Genomic DNA, 16,128 nt, shown 5'->3' with positions numbered 1-16,128 from the left:
TGCCTCCAATCAGGATTAATTGCGAAACGACCACTTTGGTTTTGCTGGAGCTGAATAAAAGCTATTCCTTTTTCCTCGCTCAGCTATTCTCTTCTCGCACATTGCATTCGCCGATTCCTCTGTTGTTGTCCCACTACTTGCCGCATCTTTGTATACTTCCAAAATTGCATCATATATATGTTTCGTTTTGGCAAGTACCCGCTCATGGTTAATGCCATACAATTCATCTGCCACTTGGATAAGCCCGCCAGAATTGACGATATAGTCTGGTGCATATAATATCCCTTTATCTCTCAATAATTTACCGTGTTTATCCTCTAATAACTGATTATTAGCCGAACCTACAATCGCTTTTACTTTAAACTGAGGTATTGTAGCGTCGTTAATAATTCCACCAAACGCGCACGGAACAAATAGATCCGCTTCCTGCGAATAAATAGCTTCATTTGCAACAATTTGTACGCTGCCCGTTGTTTTTGTTGCTACTTCTTCAATTGCCCGCAGACTCTCATCATTAATATCTGTTACGAAAATGCGGGCGCCTGCATCAAGTAATCCGCTTGCAACTTTGAATCCAACTTTTCCAAGACCTTGAATGGCATAGATATGTTGGCCTAATTCGTTATTTCCATAGAGCATCTGATTGGTCGCTTTAATACCGTACAAAACACCTGCTGCTGTTGGAATTGATGAGTCGCCACCGCCTCCATATACTTCTGGAAGGCCATTAACGAAATTGGTTTCTTTCATCGCGTGAACGAAATCATCCATCGTCGTTCCCATATCCGTTCCCGTATAAAAACGGCCGCCCAGTGAATTCACAAATTGACCGAACGCGCGGAATAATTCCGGTGATTTATCTATTTTTGGATCACCGATAATAACGGCTTTCCCCCCCCCGAAATCGACATCGGCAGCCGCACATTTATAGGTCATTCCTTTTGAAAGGCGTAAAACATCTTCTAATGCTTCATCGACACTGCTATAAGGTTGCATGCGACACCCGCCAAGTGCTGGACCAAGCGTAGTGTCATGAATTGCAATAATTGCACGCAGACCTGTGGAAGGGTCATTACAAAATACAACTTGTTCATGCTCACTCATTCGATCAAAGAGTTCAAATTCCTTTGTTATTGACGTTCTTTCAGCTAGCATCATTCGATTCTCCCCTTTAAGATTGGCCATCAAAATCTCTTTTTCAGGATGAAGCTTCATTCAACTTTTTCGCGATTTTTTCCTTTGGCAATATGACTTGCATCACTTCACCTTTTCCGATAAGCCCTAAATGATTTTCCGCGGTGACTTTTGTCACAACCCTATTATCACAAAGCTCAATTAAACTGGCTGTCAAGATTACTTTAGATCCAAGTGGAGATGCAGCAAGATGCTTTAGTTGAACTGATGCACCCATTCCCTCTTCATGATCTTCCAAAAATGGAAGAATAATTTTTCGTGAAACCCACTCCATATGATATGTCATTGCTACCGTTGAATAGACGGGGTGTATAACTTCCCCCTCAAACGACGCAAACATATCCTCTGTCACAATTATCTCGATTGTTTCTTCCCTGCCTATGTTTAACCCATGTTTCATCCGCTATCCCCTACTTAAGTTATAGTTAAAGCCATTCAATTTCCTTATTTATTTTTTGTTTTTCTAAATTCCTCAATTGTTTTATTCAGTTGATTTTCTGCTTCTTCCATCATGCTATCAAGTAGATCCTTCACAGTCGGGATGTTTTCAATTAATCCTGCGATTTGACCGCTGTTGATAAAACCATTTTCCATATCGCCGGCAATTGCACCCAAGACATGTTGTTGTTCTGACGTCAGTTCACCATATTGTTCCAGTGTTATTCCCGATTTTTCTAAGTCATTTAGCTTCATTGCATAAGGCGTCTTTAATATCCGCCTTGGCCGACCTACACTGCGTCCAATTAGTAACGTTTCCGTATCACTTGCATTCACAAGGTTATGCTTGTACGTGTCATGAAATGGGGCTTCCTTTGTAGCTATTAAACGGGTACCCATTTGTACACCACTCGCCCCTAACAGTAGCGCAGCTGCCAATCCTTTTCCGTCACCGATTCCCCCCGCAGCAATTACCGGCACGTTAACATTCTTCACTATTTGAGGGGTTAGCGTAAACGTCGTCAGTTCCAGGTTAGAGTTGATGCCCGCTGCTTCAAACCCTTCTGCCACGAGAATATCTGCCCCCGCAGCCTCCGCTTTGAGTGCGTGTTTTACTGATGCTACAAGCGCAATGACTGTCACGCCTTGTTCATGTAGTGCGGGAATATAAGGCGCCGGATTTCCTGCTGATAGCGAAACGACTGAAATAGCATGTTTGAAGACAAGATTAATTAACTCTTTTGTATATGGTGAAACACTTATTGCGATGTTAATAGCGAAATTCTTTTTTGTCAGTTTTTTCGTTTCAATTATTATTTTTTCTACTTCATCCGGAGTCATTGTTCCGCATCCAATTGTGCCAAGCCCTCCCGCCTCTGAAACAGCCGCTGTTAGTTTTGCATTACTAATATTCCCCATTCCACCTTGTATAATTGGAAGAGTGATTTGGAGCACTTTACAAACGTATATCATTTTTCTTCCACCCCTGTGCAATTATGTTATGCTAAGAAGAGTTAAAAGATAATTAAGATTAGTAAACTAATTTGAGGGGGAATAGTTTTGTTAATCACATTTAAAGGGAAAAGTCCTGTTCTCGATCCGTCAGTTTTTGTCGCGCCGGGTGCTAAAATTATTGGAGACGTTCAAGTTGGGGCAGAATCTACTATTTGGTTTAATACGGTCCTACGGGGAGATGAAGGGCCTATTACGATCGGCAATAGATGCAGCATCCAGGATAATTCAACCATTCACTTATATGAAGATGCGCCCGTCGTTATAGAAGATGAAGTTACTGTTGGACATAACGTCATCCTGCATGGCTGCAAAGTCGGAAAGCGATCGATTATTGGAATGGGTTCTACAATTCTTGACCATGCGGAAATTGGTGAAGAATGTATTATTGGCGCCAACACACTAATCCCACCCGGCAAGAAAATCCCCCCTCGATCATTGGTTGTCGGTTCACCGGGAAAAGTAGTAAGAGAATTAAACGACAAAGACTTTGAAATTATTCAATTGTCGATTGATTCATATGTTCAAAAAGGGTATGATTATCGGGAGATTTTCAAAAACGGAGAAAAATAACACATCTGTTGATTAACCCTTTAACTGCATAAAAAGCAGTTAAAGGGTTAAAAAAGACCATTTTCACTGAATCATTTCCGGTCCGCTTTCGGCTAAATATTCATGACATCTTTACCGAGGGGCAGGTGTGGCTAGAAATGACTTTGTCATTCCTAGCCACACCCTTTTCGGTCATCCTGTTACGAATAGTTGCCTGTCGCGTTCCTACAATGTTCAAGTGAAAAATGCAGTTATGTTTGAAAGAAACGAATAGATGACTTTCTATAGAGATTATAAGTACCCGAAGATACAATTTCGGGCACCCTTGCACGTTGTACAATGCGTTCCTTTCTTACTTTTCAACAAAGATTATGCATGTAATCATGTGATATCTTATAGAAAGTGACACTTCTTTACTAGTAAAAAAGTAAAAACCATAAAGAAAGCATCAGCCGCCAAAATTGTATCTTTGGTGGCTTTTCTCCAGGTAAGAAGCCCGCTATTCTTTCGTCCCAAAAAGCTTTAGCACTTCGTGTACTTATGCATTTGGAGCAGGGCGGATGAAGGACCACTATACGATTACCGAAGAAAATGTGTAGGAATGTGACGAAGTCGCATCCCTACTCATCAAGACATCTCGGTAATCGTATAGATGTCGTTCAAACCAAACAATCCAAAAATAAAACTGGACACGAAGCGCCTAGTGTTTGATTAAGTTATTCACTGGTTTTTTAGTTAATCAACACATGTGATAATTTAGTCCATAATAAGCGGGTGGTCATCCGCGTCATACGATTTGTCTTTCCTTCGCATGTCATTGTCTTCTTGGAACACAACTTCGAAAAAACGGCTTGCTGATTGAGCGAGCAATTTATAATATTGTTCGAATAACAGAGTGGCATGATTACCACTCCACACTTCAGGCAGAAGCCCTTTAGGAAGTCCTGGATCTGTAAAAAGAAACTTCCGATATTCGTGCACAAGGTTGGTCCGCTCCACGAAACACTCCGCATCCGACATTTCATTTCGGTTTACCATACTTTGATGGACAATGTATTTTTTGCTGTACGTCGTAATGAATTCTTGATATTTACCTTCAATTTCTTGAAGTGGCCAGCTTTTTTCAACGAGCATTTTGTTCTTTTGCGGTCCTTTATAGTCGGATACGAAGAAATCCACGTAAGATTGAATCTCATACTTTTCAATAAGAAAATCCACTTCTTTTTCGAGATTATTTGGCGAAATCCAACATCCATTTGAAAAACTTCCGAATCCGCTCCATAATAACTCTTTACGAAGTTCATCACGAATTTGTCTTTTTTCTTCCGGTATTGTATACATAAGCATCCGCCATTTTCCATCCCAGTTAGTTGGATTCAATTTAAAAATACGAATTGCGGCTTCTTCAATACGTGCTTCTCCACGTGCTGTCAAGAAATAATAGCTTTTATTCCCTTGTTTTTCGGATTGAAGCCATCCTTGTTTCATCATTCTTGAGACGGCTACTCGAACCGATTGCTCATTGTGACCAAATTCCTTCAATAACCGTATCAGGCTGCCAATCCATACTTTGTTGCCGTAATGGCGGATGTAATCACCGTAGATTGTAAAAATCATTGATTGTGTATTTGCCATGATACTCACTCTTTCCTTTTATCGTTCCTTATCGATATATCACGATTCGACAGTTTCTTTATTATTGCGTTACGTTTTCAATAATTGCCGCAATTCCCTGGCCTACACCAATACACATCGTTGCGAGTCCATATTGAACATCTTGTTTTTTCATTTCATAGAGAAGTGTTGTTAAAATTCGGGCACCGCTCGCGCCTAGTGGGTGTCCAAATGCGATTGCTCCGCCGTTGACGTTTACTTTTTTAGCGTCTACTCCTAACTGTCGAATACATTCCAGTGATTGGGAGGCAAAGGCTTCATTTAATTCAACGAGCCCTATATCATTCATCGTCAGCCCCGCACGTACCAGCGCTTTTTTTGAAGCATTGATCGGGCCAAGTCCCATGACAGCCGGTTCAAGTCCTGCGGTTGCGCCCGCAACATATTTTGCTAAAGGTTTAAGATTTAGTTCCTTCGCCTTTTCGGCACTCATAAGAAGCAATGCACACGCGCCATCATTGACGCCTGATGAGTTGCCTGCTGTAACCGTTCCGCCTTCAACTAATGGCTTTAATTGTGCCAGTTTCTCAAGCGTACTATCCGGCCGCGGATGTTCATCTTGATCTACTGTGATTTCATTCCCTTTTCTATCCTTGTAGACAACTGGAACAATTTCTTCTACAAAACGGTTTTCTTCTATCGCAGCCTTTGCACGTTGCTGGCTTTCATACGCAAATAAGTCCTGATTTTCTCGCGTTATCGTATAGCGCTCTGCGACATTTTCAGCGGTCTGCGGCATCGAATCCGCTCCGTACATTTCTTTCAGTATTTCATTTGTAAAGCGCCAGCCAATTGTCGTATCTTGCAGTCCCATATTACCGCGCGGAAACGCCTTATCTGGTTTTGCCATGACAAGCGGAGCACGCGTCATACTTTCCGTTCCGCCTGCAATGTAAATATGGCCATCCCCAACTGCGATTGCTCGTGCAGCGTAAATGACAGCGTCAAGCCCTGAACCACAAAGACGGTTGATTGTCGTGCCCCCCACTTCGACCGGAAGTCCTGCCAACAAACCAGCCATACGTGCAACGTTGCGGTTATCTTCTCCTGCCTGATTGGCGTTTCCGAGAACGACTTCTTCAATCTGCTCCGCGGGAAGAGTAGGATTTCGATCAATTAATGCCTTAATAACAACGGCTCCTAAATCATCCGGACGTACGTCTTTAAAAACGCCATTGTATCTGCCAAAAGGAGTACGAACAGCGTCTACTATGACTACTTCTTTCATTTCGGAACCAACTCTTCTCCAACTGTATAATCGTAGACACCCCTGCCGCTTTTTCGCCCAAGACGCCCCGCTTTGACGTATTGTTCCAGGAGAGGCGCTGGTCGGTACTTCTCTCCAAGCTTTTCATGTAAATAGTTCAAATTGTTCAAACGTGTGTCAAGACCCACTAAATCCACAAGCTCGAATGGACCCATGGGGTAATGTAAGCCGAGCTTAATCGCTTTATCAATTTCTTCCGGTGTTCCAAGTCCTTCTTGCAGCATAATAAATGCTTCGTTACCGACAAGCGCACTAATCCGGCTCGTAACAAACCCAGGAAATTCATTAATAACAACCGTTTCCTTCCCCATATTGACAGCAACCTGTTTAATCGTTTCTACCGTCTCATCACTCGTTTCCAAACCTCGGACAATTTCAACAAGGGGCATTTTATGTACGGGATTGAAAAAGTGCATGGCGATTGTTTTTTCTGGACGTTTACCGAATGACGCAATTTCCGTCGGGCTCATGGTCGATGTATTCGTTGCAAAATAACAATGTGCTGGAGCATACTCTTCCATCATTTCAAACACTTGCTTCTTAATCGCTGTTATTTCTGGAACGGCTTCAATGATTAAATCAGCGGTCTTTGCTGCTTTAGCTAAGTCATTTTCATACCTTACAATGTGATGCCCTTGTTCAGCCTGATCCGCCGAAATCTTTCCGCGTGCAAGACCTTTTTCAAAGATGCTATCAATAGCTTGTTTTGCATTGTCCAATGCGGATTCATTATTATCGACAATTGTTACTGTATAGCCGCCAATCGCTCCGACGTAGGCTATTCCTCTGCCCATCACACCGGAACCGACAACAACTATTCGATTAATCATCAGTATTCCTCCTTTTTATGATGATAGAATACGGACAGGAAATCATACATCCCTGTCCGTCGTTTTTAAAAAGATAAGTATAAGTTTTCAACCTGGAGCAGTGTCTAGCTCCAGGCGCCAGCCCCTCGGGTCATAAGCCGTTTTGCTGCGGTGGCTGAAGTACGCCTCCTCACAAACCGTCTTATGCCTGTCGGGGCTAAACGGCGCCTTGCGCTTTTCTTTGTGTCTAGCTCCAGGCGCCAGCCCCTCGGGTCATAAGCCGTTTTGCTGCGGTGGCTGAAGTACGCCTCCTCACAAACCGTCTTATGCCTGTCGGGGCTAAACGGCGCCTTACGCTTTTCATAGTCCAAATGGATTAACTGGACGACTGCCAAAGTACGACATGATGCTTTTCGTTTCAGTGTAAAGATCAAGCGATCCGATTGATAGCTCACGGCCAAATCCGGATTGTTTATAGCCACCGAATGGTGTACCTGGGAACGCCGAGAATGGCGTGTTGATCATAACAATTCCCGCTTGAATTTGGTTCGCAACCCGCGTTGTAGTTGCGGTATTTGTTGACCAAATAGAAGAAGCTAAACCAAAATCCGAGTCATTCGCTAATGCAATTGCCTCTTTTTCAGTTTTAAACTTCGATACAACGACAACTGGTCCAAAGATTTCTTCACGAACAACTTTCATGTCTTGCGTTACGTTTCCGATTATTGTCGGCGCATACCAAAATCCGTTTTCAAAGCCAACTGGTTTCAATTCTTTACCACCAGTAAGAATTTCAGCACCTTCATCGATTGCAGATTGAACATACATTTTCACTGTGTCCAATTGGACTTGATCGATAACTGCACCCATATGTGTTGCTTTATCGAATGGATTTCCAATTGCCAGTTTTTCAGTTTTAGCAATAAATTTCTCAATGAACTCATCGTACACATTTTCATGAATGTAGATACGAGTACGTGCATCACAAGATTGACCTGTGTTATTGAAAGCTCCGTAGAGCGAACCATCAACGGCTGCATCAATATCGGCATCTTCAAAAACAAGGCTCGGAGATTTTCCACCAAGTTCTAGTGTTACGCGTTTTACTGTTCCTGCCGCTCTTGCCATAATTTCTTTTCCAATTGGTGTAGAACCTGTGAATGCAACTTTATTCACTAGATCATGTTCTACCAAGTAGTTACCTATTTCAGAACCAGATCCTGGCAATATATTAACGACACCTGCTGGAACGCCTGCTTCATAACAAATTTCTCCCAGAATAATAGCTGTAAGTGGCGTTAGTGATGCTGGCTTAATAACGACCGAGCAACCTGCTGCAATAGCCGGTGCAATCTTCCAAGCAGCCATCATAAGTGGATAATTCCACGGAATAATTTGCGCACATACACCAAGTGGTTCTTTTTCTGTATAGTTATGGAACTGACCAGGTACGTTGTTTACAGATCCACCGTGTCCAACGATAGCGCCAGCGTAAAATTCAAAGTCTTCAATCGCTTGTGAAATCTGCCCTTTAGCAGCTGCAAGTGATTTACCCGTATTCAAAATTTCAAGTTCTACAAGCTCATTAAAGCGCGAGCCCATAATTGCTGCAATTTTGTTTAGTACACGTGCACGACGTCCTGCAGGAGTTATTTTCCATTTCCCATTATCAAATGATTCTTTGGCAGCTTGAACAGCTTTTTCAGCGTCTTCTTTCGTCGCTTTTGCCACTTCAGCAAGCAGTTCACCTGTAGCTGGATTGTAAATCTTTGTTCGTTCACCACTGCTACTTTCAACTTGTTCACCGTTGATAAAAAGTTTGTAAAAATCACGCTTCATCGTTTCTAGTTCGATTTCATTTTCATGGGTTTTTGTCATATGTTTTACTTCCCCCTATTGGCCTGTAAATACAGGTTTTCTTTTTTGCATAAATGCGTTGACGCCTTCACCATGATCTTTTGTTAAACCAGCTGTTCGCTGTCCTTGGGCTTCTAGTTCATGATAGTCTTCAAAAGAAAGTTCCGATGTCGCCTTCAATGAGCGTTTGATGAGTCCGATTGCTTTTGTTGGTAAAGCGCCAAGTCGTGCTGCAAATGCAGATACGTCAGCATCCCATGTTTCTGATGGTATCAATCGATTTGCAAGGCCCATTGCCACCGCCACTGTAGCCGGCACTTTTTCACCTAAAATAGCTAATTCTGCAGCTTTAGATTGTCCGACTAACTGTGTTAAATAATATAGATTACCCGAATCTGGAATAAGCCCGACATGGATGAATGCGTTCAAAAAGCTAGCACGCTCTGACATTAGTCTGAAGTCACAAGCAAGTGCAAGACTAAATCCTGCCCCAGCAGCAACCCCATTTACTGCTGCGACAATCGGTTTTTCGCATTGTCTAATTTGCTTAATCATCGGCCCATAATGTTCTCTTAACACTTGGCCATGATCCATATGTTCATCGACTTCTGATAAATCTTGTCCGGAACAAAATGCCCGTCCCTCACCTGTAATGACAATACAGCGCACTTGTTCATCGTAAGAGGCTGCTTTGATTGCCTCTTTTACTTCGCGATTCATTTGCGCGATAAAGGCATTCAGTTTGTCGGGTCTATTTAAAATAAGCCATGCAATTCCATCTTTGACATCGTAACGAATCGTCTCAAACATGTAGCACACTCCTTACTTTCCCGTATAATCCGGTTTTCTTTTTTCAACAAATGCCTTCATACCTTCTTTTTGATCCTGTGAAGCGAAAAGAAGATAGAAATTTTTTCGTTCATATTGCATTCCTTCATACAGAGGGTAGTCCACTGCTTTATTAACCGAATCTTTAATAAGGCGCAGTGAGAGTGGGGGTTGTGTGGCTAGCCGATTTGCGAATTTCATCGTTTCTTCCATTAAGAGTTCGGGAGCAACGATTTTGTTAATGACCCCATGTTTGAGAGCCGTTTCCGCGGAAATGCGCTCACCTGTCCATAGCCATTCGAGCGCTTTCGTGCGGCCGACAAGTTTCGTTAATCGCTGCGTTCCTCCCGCTCCTGGCATGACGCCAAGGCCAGCTTCGGGGAATGAAAACTCTGTACCACTTGCGGCAATTAAAATGTCACAGCACAGTGCAAGCTCAAATCCCCCTCCTAAAACGAAGCCTTTTACTGCACCGATAATTGGCTTTTTTATAAGCGAAAAACGGTCCCAATCGGCAAATTGGTTCAACAGTTCAAGGCTGATAGGATCATCACCCATCATTTCATCAATATCAGCACCTGCTGAAAATGAACGGCCTCTTCCAGTGAGTACGATAGCGCGAATATCCTCTTCACGGTCAAACTTTTCCATTGCCGTGATAATTTCACTAACCATTTTTCGATTCAATGAATTTAACTGACGTGGCCGATTTAGTTCAATCACCGCGGTGTTTCCCGTTAATGTTGTTTCAATGAATTCAAAGCCGTTCATTAGGCATCCTCACCAATCATTAATGTGACAAGATCACCCGCGAACCCCATCAAGTCCTTGCCGGATGCCTTTCCTTCCGCTGAGCGTAACCCTGCCTGCAACGCTTCTAAATTGTCATATTGCATTTCACATGTGAGATAGTATTTCCCCTCTCCTCCCATTGGGGATCCCGTTACTTTTGTCACTTTCATTTCACGGAGACCAGGGATCTTTGCTGTTAGCGGTGAATGTACATTGAAATAATGATCATCAAAAGCCTCTTTGTTTTCAGGGTGTTTGTACAATGCAATTAGTTTAGCCATTTTTTCTTCTCCTCACTTTACATTAATGTAGACACAGGTTTCATTGCCTCAAATACGTTTTTACAGCTTTTGCAGTAAAAAATACTTCTGCAAGCGGTCGGTCCAAATATGTTTTCCATTGATACATAACTGGATCCGCAATATGCACAATCCACATGCCATGACCCGTCTTCCTTAAAATAGCGAGGCGGTGGAGCAATCCCAAACTTTTTAAGATTCACATGACCTTGTTCCGTTATACGGTCTGATGTCCATGGCGGATGAAAGACGAATTCTACTTCAACGGACCCGACTTCAGGTAATTTTTTCACGGCATTTACAGTATTCGTTTTAATGAATTCAAGTGCTGGACACCCTAAAAAAGTCGGAAGCAAAGTGATCTTAACTTTATTTCCTTCGATTAAGACCTCGCCTACCATACCAAGGTCAATAATGCTCACTGAGTCAATTTCCGGATCTTTGACATTCATAAGGACTTCAAAAATGCGCTCTATTGAAACATCTATGGAAGCAGTCACATTATTCACCTCTTTACTATTTCTTTTTACCAGACGGCAACAGGGTCAAGTTTGTAAACTTCTGAAAGCGTAAGGAGCGCTTCATCCAAGTCTTTTGTATGCTCACCGTTTCGACCGTTCATCACGGGATGATTCGGAATCGCCGGTACCTCCATTTGAAGGGCATCGAACACTGGGCCGATGCTAGCTAGCCATCGTTTCTTCATTTCTTCCTCACTGTCTAGTAAGTTATTGCTTTCAATCTTCTGTTTCAGATTACCAAAAGAAAATACATCTCCAAAGTCATTCATAACGAGCGTAATTGCATCATTCATTTTCTTTTTTGCTACATCCGTAGAACTCATTAATTGTTTAAACCACGTTTCCCAGTGCAACTTATGATAATAAAGTTCCATTTTCACTTTTATCGCCACTTCAGCAATAGGCCTATACGAGCTTTCACATAGGGAATCCATTTTCACCCTTTTCGCTTGTGTATAAAAATAACTTCTTACGACTTGATAGGCCCAGTCATAATTGGGGGTTTCCATATAATAACCTTCACCATTCACCCGCTCAATTAAAATGCTATTGCTTCTGTCCTGTGCCGAGCGTAAATGAGCCAAATCATCTGCTTTTCCGGCTCCAAGATCCTCAAGTAATTGGTAGAACATTGCGGCATGTCCCATGCTGTCTTGGCTAATTGAGGAGGATGCGACGTCTTCTTCAATATGGGGAGCGAGTCCGAGCCATTCAGATCCGCGGAATGCGTACAGAAAATCATCATCCGCTAACTGGAATAGTAAACTAGTGATTGCTTCTTTATATTCCGCACTCATACTATTTTCTGTCATGCTCATTTTCGTTCTCCTCCCCATGACAAAATCTCTTTTTCATCGAGTACTTGTTGTTCGTATTGACGCCACTTTTTCTTTAAATAACCATAGCCTTTTGTGGTCCTGTACTCTTTATTGTCTAGCCTGCCGAGCGTCATTTTCTCTTCGGCATCCATTTTCCTAACATTTTTTCGATTTACGATCCAAATATCTGCAACAGGTTCTCGTCGCATGAAATTTTCCTGTGCTAAAATAAGTGCCATATCTTCATTTGGAGCCAGTAAACTGAATTGGTGTTGGAATGTTGAACTCGGTGTCCGCTTACTAAAAACTTCATATTCTTGATAAAATGTTTTTTCTCCAGTCATTTTACTGACCCCTTCCATTAATTAACGACTGCACTTAATGCATCACGTACCCATGCATTATTTTCATAAGAAGTGCGGCGTAGGTTCAGACGCTCCTGAGAACGAGGCCCTTCATTTTTAATAATTTTCTTGAATTCATTCCAATCTGGCTGTTTGTACGTCCATATTTTGCTGTCAGCATCGAATTTTATGGTCGAATCTGGGATTGTTAATCCAAGAGATAAAATACGCGGGATATATTTATCAAAAAAGATTTGCCTGAACTCTTCGTTTGTTTTCGTACGTATTTTATATTTAATAGTTAAATCTTGTTTCGAAGAACCTGTGGTTTCTTTACTCGCTGGTCCAAAGAACATTAACAGCGATTCCCACCAATAATTAATGGATTCCTGAATCATTGCTTTCTGATTATTTGTTCCTTCCGCCAGTGCCATAATAATAGATTCACCATGTTGTGCATGGAACACCTCTTCAGCGCAAATACGCTGTAATGCTCTTCCGTAAGGACCATAAGAAGCCCCAAGCATATTGGTTTGTGTAATAATTGCTGCGCCATCAACGAGCCAACCAATAATTCCCGCATCTGCCCAAGTAGTTGTTTTCATGTGAAATACATTATGAAATTTCAAATCTCCATTGAATAAGTCTTGCATTAAATCCCCGCGATTTTTTCCATATGGCTTGAGTAAATCTTCGGTTACTCGGAGAAGCAGTTGACCGTGACCCATTTCATCTTGTACCTTGGCCATAATGCCTAACTTCCGAGAAAGCGACGGAGCTTTTGGTACCCATTCTTTCTCAGGGAGAGCCCCCATTATTTCGCTTATTCCATGCATGGAAATCAATTTAATCAATGTTAGTCTGTATTCTTCAGGCATCCAATCATCGGCTTCAATTTTGTCACCTGTTTCAATCCGATGCATAAAGTGAGCTAACTTTTCTTCTTCTGAATTGCACAAACTCGTCATCTAATCCCCCCCCTAATTCAAGGTATGTGTTTCCGGCATGACATATAACACAAATATAACGTTAATGAAAATTAACGTTATATTTGTGTTATATATTGAAATAAAGAATTCCATTGAATCCGCTTTGGACGATATGATCACAACAACTTACTCCGGCTTAAATGTGGCGATCATACAAGTAAGAGTTTGACGCTATATAGAAAGTGACACTGCCTTAAATTCATAAAGGAAATACTATAAAGAAGGAGTAAGCACTGGACATCTCCCGCTGTAACTAGTTACGGCTTTGCATTTATTGTATAATTTCTGCAAAGAACGCAGAAATTATACAAACCGAACCCTTCGCTGTCCGGTTGGCTTCTCCATTACGGATAGGAAAGTGGTTATTCACTCGTTCCCAAAATCTTTATCTTTAGCACTTAGTGTATCTGTATCTTTGGAGAGCGACGGATGAATGGCCACCATACGATTAACGAAAAGACTGCGTAGGGATGCGACTTTGTCGCATCCCTACGCAGCAAGAAAATCCGGATAATGGTGCAGTAGTAGTTCAGTCCAAACAATCCGATAGCACCTGTACATTGGGGGCCTAGTGTTTTATCAACGAGAATCTCACTAACAACGTAGTTGCACAAAGCAACAACAATCCAAAGATCCCAACTGCAATGCCTGTATTTTGTAAAGTTAGGGTCGATTCAGGCAAACCGCATAGGGTCGGATCGATAGTAACAGCACCTACCATCGTCCCCATGACCGCTGCTACTCCTCCGTTAAAAAAGCCCGCAAGTAGCGATTGTTTCCTGGTCACCGAACTGAATTGAGTGCCTATTACTATGCCGATCCATAAGTTAACTGTACAGATAACAGTAAAATCTATCGGAAAAACCAAATATAATGTGATTGCGATGACAAAACTGGTAATCTGCCCTGCGGCTAAAGTAACTGTAAAGCTGAGACTGTCGCTTATTCTATAACGTGACTTATAGAATAATGCATACATATAAACACCCAACAAACTACTTAACACGAGCAAAAACAACCCAAATAAGATCATTGCACGCCGCTCCTTATGTTTTTCGGGAAGATTTCGTCGCTCTAAACAGCATCATAAATGAGCACAAAACGAAAAGTTCCATCATGATAGCAAACGGAATACTGTACGATGCGGCAGCCCCAATCATCGGTGCCATCATTCCCGTCATAAGCCCGCTAATATATCCGGTGAGCAACGTTTGATTGTCAAACATTCCTCCGAACAAACTTCCCACCAGCATCCCCGTCAAAGCAGCTATTACCGTAACTTCCATATAATAGAACGGGAACTCATAAATCAAAAGAACCCCTGTTCCAAGAGCCATTCCTCCGCCCGCTACCATGGCGATATTCATGCCAAGATGAAAACCAATCAGCTTTCTTCGCCTATATAAAAATCGATAAGTGACGGCAGCAAGCAGAAATTGAAAAATTAACAAACCCCAGATCCATGCCGACAAACGGATTCCCCCCCCACGACATTCTATGAAAACGGTGACTAAAAGAATCAAAAAAATGCCAAGTGCCAACACAATTTAAAATTGCGTTAGCACTTGACACTTATTTAATCTGTTGAATGTTCTGCTAGCCATTTATCAATCAAAGGATACGTATGATTAATCGCTCTACGGCCAACAACAACTGAAACGTGACCTGTATCCGTCAAATGGAACGTTTTGTCCTTACTTGAAACTTTAGCGTTTAGTGGTTCCACTTGGTTAGGGGAAGCGATGACATCATGCTTTCCTGCAATATTTAACAGGTTCGCTGTAATTTTACTTAACTCTACCTTCTGTCCCCTTACATAGAGCTCATCATTGATCAATTTATTTTCTTGATAAAACTCACCAATCCACTGCCTATAGGCCTCGCCAGGGAATGGTATTCCGTCATTCAACCATTTCTGCATTAACTTCCAATTGTTAACGAATTCCTCATTATCAGCACGATCTGCAAGACTGACGTATGGTCCATAGAAATTCGCAATCGGGTTTAATAGCTTGTTGCCATAATCAATCATATTATGCGGGATCATACCAAGCGTATCGACTAATTTATTTAAGTTAAAATAACGTTTATCTAACCAATTCGTATATAAACCAGCATCTGAAAAGTCAAAAGGACTTGTCATAAAGACTAAATTTCGGATGGGCAATTCAGGATGGAGTGCCGCAAAAATTGAGGTCATTGTTCCACCCATGCAATATCCGAGCAAGCTTATTTCCTTCGCTTCAGACGTTTGCAATACTTTCTTAACAGCGCGAGGAATGTAATCTAAAATATAATCATCCAACTTCATATATCTATCCTCGTAACCCGCGGTACCCCAATCTAGCAAATAAACGTCGTGGCCTTGATTTGTCAGATGCTCGATTAAACTATTACCAGGTGTTAAATCCAATATATACGGTTTATTGATCAATGCATAAATCATTAAGATGGGAACGCTGTTCGTTTTTTTAATCGCTGGTTGATAGCGATAAAGTTTTGCTTTATTCTTTGTCCAGATGACTTCTTTAGGGGTTTGACCGACTTCAGGCTCCGGTTCGTTTGTCAGGACATCCGTCATCCGTTTAATTCGTTCAAAGCCAACTTTAACATCAGCCGGCATTGTTTCCATCCATTTCTCAACATCCTTCACGTTTGAATAACCCATTTTATTCCTCCTATTAAATGCATTCATTTATAAAGGGCCTCCTTCACGGAAGCCCCTTTTAAAAAGA

18 protein-coding genes are annotated in these 16,128 nt (G+C 41.8%); 1 reads left to right on the top strand and 17 read right to left on the bottom strand.

What is annotated here, in order from left to right; translation table 11 throughout:
- Positions 1-15: 15 nt before the first annotated feature.
- The 3 genes from H2672_RS09120 to H2672_RS09110 are packed head-to-tail and all read right to left on the bottom strand — an operon-like array spanning position 16 to position 2,604.
- Positions 16-1,158, bottom strand: coding sequence for a Leu/Phe/Val dehydrogenase (locus H2672_RS09120; protein WP_186670999.1), 1,143 nt, complete (start codon positions 1,156-1,158; stop codon positions 16-18).
- A 40-nt stretch (positions 1,159-1,198) separates the two neighbouring features.
- On the bottom strand, positions 1,199-1,594 hold the full coding sequence (locus tag H2672_RS09115) for a thioesterase family protein (protein ID WP_186670998.1): 396 nt from the start codon (positions 1,592-1,594) through the stop codon (positions 1,199-1,201).
- 44 nt (positions 1,595-1,638) lie between these two features.
- Positions 1,639-2,604 (bottom strand): NAD(P)H-dependent flavin oxidoreductase, encoded by a 966-nt coding sequence (locus tag H2672_RS09110; protein ID WP_186670997.1) that lies wholly within the window; start codon positions 2,602-2,604, stop codon positions 1,639-1,641.
- An 87-nt stretch (positions 2,605-2,691) separates the two neighbouring features.
- Between H2672_RS09110 and H2672_RS09105 the strand changes: the two genes are divergently transcribed.
- Positions 2,692-3,216, top strand: coding sequence for a gamma carbonic anhydrase family protein (locus tag H2672_RS09105; RefSeq protein ID WP_186670996.1), 525 nt, complete (start codon positions 2,692-2,694; stop codon positions 3,214-3,216).
- Positions 3,217-3,951: 735 nt separating this feature from the next.
- On the opposite strand, the gene paaX is transcribed toward H2672_RS09105, so the two are convergent.
- The 14 genes from paaX to phaC form a co-directional block, all read right to left on the bottom strand.
- Positions 3,952-4,830, bottom strand: a complete 879-nt coding sequence (gene paaX, locus H2672_RS09100; RefSeq protein WP_186670995.1) for a phenylacetic acid degradation operon negative regulatory protein PaaX — start codon at positions 4,828-4,830, stop codon at positions 3,952-3,954.
- Between the two features lie 61 nt (positions 4,831-4,891).
- Positions 4,892-6,097, bottom strand: a complete 1,206-nt coding sequence (locus H2672_RS09095; RefSeq protein ID WP_186670994.1) for an acetyl-CoA C-acyltransferase — start codon at positions 6,095-6,097, stop codon at positions 4,892-4,894.
- Positions 6,094-6,966 (bottom strand): 3-hydroxyacyl-CoA dehydrogenase, encoded by an 873-nt coding sequence (locus tag H2672_RS09090; RefSeq protein ID WP_186670993.1) that lies wholly within the window; start codon positions 6,964-6,966, stop codon positions 6,094-6,096. The genes H2672_RS09095 and H2672_RS09090 overlap by 4 nt, the downstream gene beginning before the upstream one ends.
- 339 nt (positions 6,967-7,305) lie before the next feature.
- Positions 7,306-8,823 (bottom strand): aldehyde dehydrogenase family protein, encoded by a 1,518-nt coding sequence (locus H2672_RS09085; RefSeq protein ID WP_186670992.1) that lies wholly within the window; start codon positions 8,821-8,823, stop codon positions 7,306-7,308.
- A gap of 15 nt (positions 8,824-8,838) precedes the next feature.
- Positions 8,839-9,612, bottom strand: a complete 774-nt coding sequence (locus tag H2672_RS09080) for an enoyl-CoA hydratase-related protein (RefSeq protein WP_186670991.1) — start codon at positions 9,610-9,612, stop codon at positions 8,839-8,841.
- 12 nt (positions 9,613-9,624) lie between these two features.
- Positions 9,625-10,401 (bottom strand): enoyl-CoA hydratase/isomerase family protein, encoded by a 777-nt coding sequence (locus H2672_RS09075; RefSeq protein WP_186670990.1) that lies wholly within the window; start codon positions 10,399-10,401, stop codon positions 9,625-9,627.
- Positions 10,401-10,703, bottom strand: a complete 303-nt coding sequence (locus H2672_RS09070; protein WP_186670989.1) for an EthD family reductase — start codon at positions 10,701-10,703, stop codon at positions 10,401-10,403. The genes H2672_RS09075 and H2672_RS09070 overlap by 1 nt, the downstream gene beginning before the upstream one ends.
- A gap of 17 nt (positions 10,704-10,720) precedes the next feature.
- Positions 10,721-11,221, bottom strand: a complete 501-nt coding sequence (gene paaD, locus H2672_RS09065; protein ID WP_186670988.1) for a 1,2-phenylacetyl-CoA epoxidase subunit PaaD — start codon at positions 11,219-11,221, stop codon at positions 10,721-10,723.
- A gap of 26 nt (positions 11,222-11,247) precedes the next feature.
- On the bottom strand, positions 11,248-12,060 hold the full coding sequence (gene paaC / locus H2672_RS09060; RefSeq protein ID WP_186670987.1) for a 1,2-phenylacetyl-CoA epoxidase subunit PaaC: 813 nt from the start codon (positions 12,058-12,060) through the stop codon (positions 11,248-11,250).
- Positions 12,057-12,404: a 1,2-phenylacetyl-CoA epoxidase subunit PaaB gene (gene paaB / locus H2672_RS09055; RefSeq protein WP_186670986.1), complete on the bottom strand. Its 348-nt coding sequence runs from the start codon at positions 12,402-12,404 to the stop codon at positions 12,057-12,059. The genes paaC and paaB overlap by 4 nt, the downstream gene beginning before the upstream one ends.
- A 17-nt stretch (positions 12,405-12,421) precedes the next feature.
- Positions 12,422-13,372, bottom strand: a complete 951-nt coding sequence (gene paaA / locus H2672_RS09050; RefSeq protein ID WP_186670985.1) for a 1,2-phenylacetyl-CoA epoxidase subunit PaaA — start codon at positions 13,370-13,372, stop codon at positions 12,422-12,424.
- 589 nt (positions 13,373-13,961) lie between these two features.
- On the bottom strand, positions 13,962-14,426 hold the full coding sequence (locus tag H2672_RS09045) for a hypothetical protein (RefSeq protein ID WP_186670984.1): 465 nt from the start codon (positions 14,424-14,426) through the stop codon (positions 13,962-13,964).
- A 13-nt stretch (positions 14,427-14,439) separates the two neighbouring features.
- Positions 14,440-14,865 (bottom strand): hypothetical protein, encoded by a 426-nt coding sequence (locus H2672_RS09040; RefSeq protein ID WP_222439350.1) that lies wholly within the window; start codon positions 14,863-14,865, stop codon positions 14,440-14,442.
- 104 nt (positions 14,866-14,969) lie between these two features.
- Positions 14,970-16,061 (bottom strand): class III poly(R)-hydroxyalkanoic acid synthase subunit PhaC, encoded by a 1,092-nt coding sequence (gene phaC / locus H2672_RS09035; protein ID WP_186670983.1) that lies wholly within the window; start codon positions 16,059-16,061, stop codon positions 14,970-14,972.
- Positions 16,062-16,128: the final 67 nt, after the last annotated feature.

It is taken from the genome of Sporosarcina sp. BP05 (assembly GCF_014282005.1).
Taxonomy (GTDB): Bacteria; Bacillota; Bacilli; order Bacillales_A; family Planococcaceae; genus Sporosarcina.
Note: the sequence above shows the minus strand (reverse complement) of the source record. Positions and strands in the feature narration are given on the sequence as shown.

What these genes read in the sequence shown, in the direction of transcription:
- H2672_RS09085 (WP_186670992.1), bottom strand. Translation starts at nt 8,823, where the DNA reads ATGACAAAAACCCATGAAAATGAAATCGAACTAGAAACGATGAAGCGT.
- paaC (WP_186670987.1), bottom strand. Translation starts at nt 12,060, where the DNA reads ATGAGCATGACAGAAAATAGTATGAGTGCGGAATATAAAGAAGCAATC.
- paaA (WP_186670985.1), bottom strand. Translation starts at nt 13,372, where the DNA reads ATGACGAGTTTGTGCAATTCAGAAGAAGAAAAGTTAGCTCACTTTATG.
- phaC (WP_186670983.1), bottom strand. Translation starts at nt 16,061, where the DNA reads ATGGGTTATTCAAACGTGAAGGATGTTGAGAAATGGATGGAAACAATG.
- H2672_RS09110 (WP_186670997.1), bottom strand. Translation starts at nt 2,604, where the DNA reads ATGATATACGTTTGTAAAGTGCTCCAAATCACTCTTCCAATTATACAA.
- H2672_RS09095 (WP_186670994.1), bottom strand. Translation starts at nt 6,097, where the DNA reads ATGAAAGAAGTAGTCATAGTAGACGCTGTTCGTACTCCTTTTGGCAGA.
- paaX (WP_186670995.1), bottom strand. Translation starts at nt 4,830, where the DNA reads ATGGCAAATACACAATCAATGATTTTTACAATCTACGGTGATTACATC.
- paaB (WP_186670986.1), bottom strand. Translation starts at nt 12,404, where the DNA reads ATGACTGGAGAAAAAACATTTTATCAAGAATATGAAGTTTTTAGTAAG.
- H2672_RS09080 (WP_186670991.1), bottom strand. Translation starts at nt 9,612, where the DNA reads ATGTTTGAGACGATTCGTTACGATGTCAAAGATGGAATTGCATGGCTT.
- H2672_RS09115 (WP_186670998.1), bottom strand. Translation starts at nt 1,594, where the DNA reads ATGAAACATGGGTTAAACATAGGCAGGGAAGAAACAATCGAGATAATT.
- H2672_RS09090 (WP_186670993.1), bottom strand. Translation starts at nt 6,966, where the DNA reads ATGATTAATCGAATAGTTGTTGTCGGTTCCGGTGTGATGGGCAGAGGA.
- H2672_RS09070 (WP_186670989.1), bottom strand. Translation starts at nt 10,703, where the DNA reads ATGGCTAAACTAATTGCATTGTACAAACACCCTGAAAACAAAGAGGCT.
- H2672_RS09120 (WP_186670999.1), bottom strand. Translation starts at nt 1,158, where the DNA reads ATGATGCTAGCTGAAAGAACGTCAATAACAAAGGAATTTGAACTCTTT.
- H2672_RS09045 (WP_186670984.1), bottom strand. Translation starts at nt 14,426, where the DNA reads ATGATCTTATTTGGGTTGTTTTTGCTCGTGTTAAGTAGTTTGTTGGGT.
- H2672_RS09075 (WP_186670990.1), bottom strand. Translation starts at nt 10,401, where the DNA reads ATGAACGGCTTTGAATTCATTGAAACAACATTAACGGGAAACACCGCG.